General features: G+C 52.3%; 4 protein-coding genes and 1 tRNA gene. 2 read left to right on the top strand and 3 right to left on the bottom strand.

Translation table 11 applies throughout. The annotated features are described in order from the left end of the window. Positions 1–24 precede the first annotated feature (24 nt). A tRNA-Thr gene (locus tag AC6BYQ_RS27940) sits at positions 25–100 on the bottom strand. Positions 101–495: 395 nt separating this feature from the next. On the opposite strand from AC6BYQ_RS27940, the gene AC6BYQ_RS27935 reads away from it, so the two are divergent. Then, a complete protein-coding gene (locus tag AC6BYQ_RS27935; protein ID WP_498057875.1) occupies positions 496–1044 on the top strand; it encodes a GNAT family N-acetyltransferase in 549 nt (182 codons plus the stop codon). 219 nt (positions 1045–1263) lie between these two features. Beyond that, a complete protein-coding gene (gene coaA, locus AC6BYQ_RS27930; RefSeq protein ID WP_025160419.1) occupies positions 1264–2214 on the top strand; it encodes a type I pantothenate kinase in 951 nt (316 codons plus the stop codon). 48 nt (positions 2215–2262) lie between these two features. Here coaA and birA read toward each other — a convergent pair whose 3' ends face one another. Beyond that, complete coding sequence (gene birA, locus AC6BYQ_RS27925) at positions 2263–3225, bottom strand: bifunctional biotin--[acetyl-CoA-carboxylase] ligase/biotin operon repressor BirA (RefSeq protein WP_019456481.1); 963 nt, start codon at positions 3223–3225, stop codon at positions 2263–2265. Then, the gene (gene murB / locus AC6BYQ_RS27920) at positions 3222–4259 is read right to left on the bottom strand and encodes a UDP-N-acetylmuramate dehydrogenase (protein WP_198637391.1); all 1038 of its coding nucleotides are present in this window, start codon (positions 4257–4259) and stop codon (positions 3222–3224) included. The genes birA and murB overlap by 4 nt, the downstream gene beginning before the upstream one ends. Positions 4260–4625: the final 366 nt, after the last annotated feature.

Here is a 4625-nt window from a genome sequence, read left to right as displayed (position 1 = left end):
GATTTTAACTACTTGTGACTTGAATGGTGCCGGCTACCGGAATCGAACTGGTGACCTACTGATTACAAGTCAGTTGCTCTACCTACTGAGCTAAGCCGGCATCAAGTGCAGCGCATTCTAGGTAGAGCGGGCGACCTATGCAACAAAAAAATTGCTTTACGCGCACTTTCGCTCACAAATCAGTCAATTTTGCATGCTGTCATGCCATTCGCAGCCTGCAGCGTGCAAACATTCATCACCCGCGGCAATCATTCTCTACAATTTTATCCACTTTTGGCAAGCCTTGAGCGCCCCTTTCTCCGTGTCGGGCTTCTCATAACGCTTAACCCACAGCGGTAAACTGTGAGCGGGATCGATGCACCAAAAAGAAGATAGCTGCCCCGTGGTGCGGCATGGACTACATTTATTCCTCGCCCTTTCGCCGGCGTCATGCCTTTCGCCGCTCTGGCGCAGTTATTGCTTATCTTCATTACCCCCATCCTGGAGGAATGACCGATGAAAATAGTGCCTGTCAACGCCGCTACGCTCCCAATTTACCGCGACGAGTTGGCCCACCTGTTGACCGATGCCATCACGCACGGCGCTTCGGTGGGCTACGATACCTTAATCCCCCATGAAGATGCCGAAAGTTACTTCCACAGTCTTCGTCCTGCTCTGGCTAAGGGTGAACGGCTGTTGTGGATTGCACGCGACGAGCGCGGCGTCGTTGGCACCGTGCAACTCGAACTTTGTCAGAAGCCGAGCGGCCGCAATCGTGCGGAGGTGGTGAAGCTGCTGGTTCACAGCCGAGCTCGTCGCAACGGCGTCGGCCAGGCGCTGATGAAGACGCTGGAGCAAGCGGCATTGCAACAGCGGCGCGGGCTCCTGTACCTGGATACGCAGGCAGGCTCGGCGGCGGAGGCGTTTTACCGCGGCCTGGGCTATCGCTGTCTGGGAGAAATACCGGATTATGCAGCCGGGCCCGATGGCTATTACCACCCGACCGTCATTTATTACAAACGTCTGTTCATCGTGACCCCCTCTTCACGCGCTATTGCCAGCTAGCCTCGAGGCGGTATCCTGACTCAATGATGCCGCCTTGCAACCCCGCTTTATCAACTGCGCGCCGCTTCGCACAATTGACATAAACTGCTGCCTATCGACAACTTTTGCGAAAAAAGTCTACGCCAAAAACGAAGCTGTCTATAATATGCAGCTTGTTTATTCTCTGGAGTTGGCGTCCGGCGCCTTTCCCAACCTGCGTTAACAGGCAGAATTTGGCTTATGATAAAAAGAGATCAATCTTTAGCAACGCCTTACCTACAGTTCGATCGTGCCCAGTGGGCTGCGTTGCGAGATTCGGTGCCGCTGACGTTGTCGGAAGAAGAGATCGTTAAACTGAAAGGGATTAACGAAGATCTCTCGTTGGAAGAAGTTGCGCAGATTTATCTGCCGCTGTCACGACTGTTGAACTTCTATATCAGTTCCAACCTGCGTAGGCAGGCGGTGCTGGAGCAATTCCTCGGCACTGACGGGCAAAAAATTCCTTATGTCATCGGCATCGCCGGCAGCGTAGCCGTCGGCAAGAGCACGACCGCGCGTCTGTTGCAGGCCCTGCTGAGCCGCTGGCCGGAACACCGCAGCGTTGAGCTGATCACTACCGACGGTTTCTTGCATCCTAACAAGGTGCTGAACGAACGCGGTTTGATGAAGAAAAAAGGCTTCCCGCAGTCCTACGATATGCATAGCCTGGTGAAGTTTGTGTCGGAAGTAAAATCCGGCGCCAAACGCGTCACCGCCCCGGTTTATTCCCATTTGATCTATGACGTAGTCCCCGAAGGCAATAAAGTCATCGAGCAGCCGGACATTCTTATTCTGGAAGGGCTTAACGTATTGCAAAGCGGTATGGATTATCCTCACGATCCGCATCGCGTATTCGTTTCCGATTTTGTCGACTTCTCTATATATGTCGATGCGCCGGAGACGCTATTGCAAAGCTGGTATATCAATCGTTTCCTGAAATTCCGTCAGGGCGCATTTTCCAATCCTGATTCTTATTTCCATAACTATTCAAAATTGCCTGAGCCGGAAGCGATTAATATTGCCACGCAATTATGGAATGAAATTAACGGATTGAATTTACAGCAGAACATACTGCCTACCCGCGAACGCGCGAGCCTGATTATGACCAAAAGCGCCAACCATGCCGTTGAAAGCGTGCGCTTAAGAAAATAAACCAACCGATCTAACAAGGGGGCGTTATCGCCCCCTTGTTTTACTTCACTATTCCGCGCTGCGCAGCGATATTTCCCCGCCGATAAAGGGTTTGATTTCCCCATCCTGCTCCAGCAAAAGCGCACCTTGTGAGTCGATACCCCGGGCGATACCCACAATCTGCCGCTCACCGATCAGCAGTTTGACCGGTCTATCGATAAAATTATCCAGCGCGCGCCAGCGGCCAATGAATGGCGCCAGTCCATCTATCTCAAACTGCTTTAACGACTGCCGCAGTTCATTGAGCAGAGTGGCGGTCAACTCATTACGATCGATGTTAATGCCGGCCTCTTGCAGGTTGATCCATCCCTGATTTATTCCGCCGGCATTGGTATCACGCATCGCCAGATTGATGCCGGCGCCAATAACCAGTTGGGCCGCATCGCCGGTTTTCCCCGTCAATTCAACCAGGATCCCCGCCAGTTTACGATCGTTCAGGTAAAGATCGTTGGGCCACTTCACGCGTACATCTGCCGCACCGAGACGCTGCAGAACTTCTGCCATCACCATACCGATCACCAGGCTGAGCCCCATCGCTGCGGCCGGGCCTTGTTCCAATCGCCAAAACATCGACAGATACAAATTGGCACCGAATGGCGAGATCCACTGACGCCCACGACGCCCTCGCCCCGCCTGTTGATATTCAGCCACGCAGGCATCACCCGAGTTCAACTCGGCAATGCGATCCAACAAATATTGGTTGGTGGAATCAACGACTGGCAACACGCTCACGCGCTTGTCTTCCAGCAGACTGAGAATGCGTTCGGCTTCCAGCAGCTGAATGGCGCCAGGAAGGCTGTAGCCTTTGCCTGGTACGGTAAAGACATCCAGTCCCCACTCGCGAATGGTCTGGATATGCTTATTGATTGCGGCACGGCTCATGCCCAATGACTCACCGAGGTGTTCTCCGGAATGGAACTCGCCGTCGGCCAGCAGTGCAATCAGCTTTAATGGGACCTTGGTATCTTTCATGACAGCACCGCCACAGCATTCAGCTCACCGGTCGCGCCAATAAAGCGCACCTCAGGTTCCAGCCACACGCCAAATTTATCGGCCACCGTTTTGCGTACATGGCGCGCCAGCGCCACCACATCCTGACTGTGCGCATTGTCGAGGTTCACCAGCACCAGCGCCTGCTGGCGGTGTACCGCTGCGCCACCGATACGATATCCCTTCAGTTCGCACTGATCGATCAACCAACCGGCAGCCAGCTTCACCTGGTCCCCCTGCTGCGGATAATGCGGCATGCCGGGGTATTGCGCGATGAGTTCAGCGGCTTTCCCCGCGTTTACCAGCGGATTCTTGAAAAAGCTGCCGGCGTTGCCGGTTTCACGCGGGTCTGGCAACTTACTGCGGCGCATCGCGCATACGGATTCAAATACCTGAAGCGGTGTCACCGTGGCGGGATCCAGCTTGGTCAGATCGCCATAACTCAGTTTGGGTTGCCATTGCTTGCTCAGACGCAGACCGAGCCCGACAATGACATACCCGGTTTGGAAACGGTGTTTGAAAATGCTTTCCCGATAGCCGAAACCACAATCGGCTGCCGGAATGCGATCGATGGCGCCGGTGGAGAAATCCAGTAGATCGACATACTCACAGACATCTTTCAATTCGACACCGTAGGCGCCGATGTTCTGGATAGGGGCGGAGCCGGCTAAGCCGGGAATCAAGGCCAGGTTCTCCAACCCGCAGATGCCTGCCTGGAGCGTATATTGCACCAGATCGTGCCAATTCTCACCGGAACTGACGTGGAGATACCAGGCGCCATTATCTTCCCGAACATCGATGCCCTTTAGCTGATTAACCATCACCGTGCCCGCAAAATCTTCCAGGAACAGCACGTTGCTACCTTCACCGAGAATCAGCAGCGGCTCCTGACGCTTGCGCGTTTGTTGCCAAACTTTGAGCATCAGCTCAATTCTATCGGCCATGATCAGGTGCGCTGCGTTGACCGGGAGCGCAAAAGTATTGTGGTTTTTTAAAGACGCGCTTTCAGTAGACATAACGTTCAGTACTCATCCGGAAATAATCTGTTGCCTAGTCTACTCGATTCGAGGCGCCTGGCTAATATTTGTTTTAATTAACGTGAAATTTATCGAGGAATGCGCGGAAGAATTAAGACTTATCTTTGATATAACAGGAAAACTCTTATCTACATGTTCATAAATAGACATTTTTATTATTTAAATAATAATCTGGAGCTATCAATTATATATTGAGCTGACAATTTACCTCATCAAAAACATTATGCATGCTTATGAGAGTATGGACATGCGCCCGAAATTGGTATTTTTATAAACAATAGAGACAGTCATGACATTATTTTACGCATAGCAAAAAGCCCTGAACGTCAGTTCAGGGCTTTCGGC

Source organism: Serratia sp. LTN-2, assembly GCF_059740205.1.
This window is presented reverse-complemented; position numbering and strand designations above follow the sequence as displayed.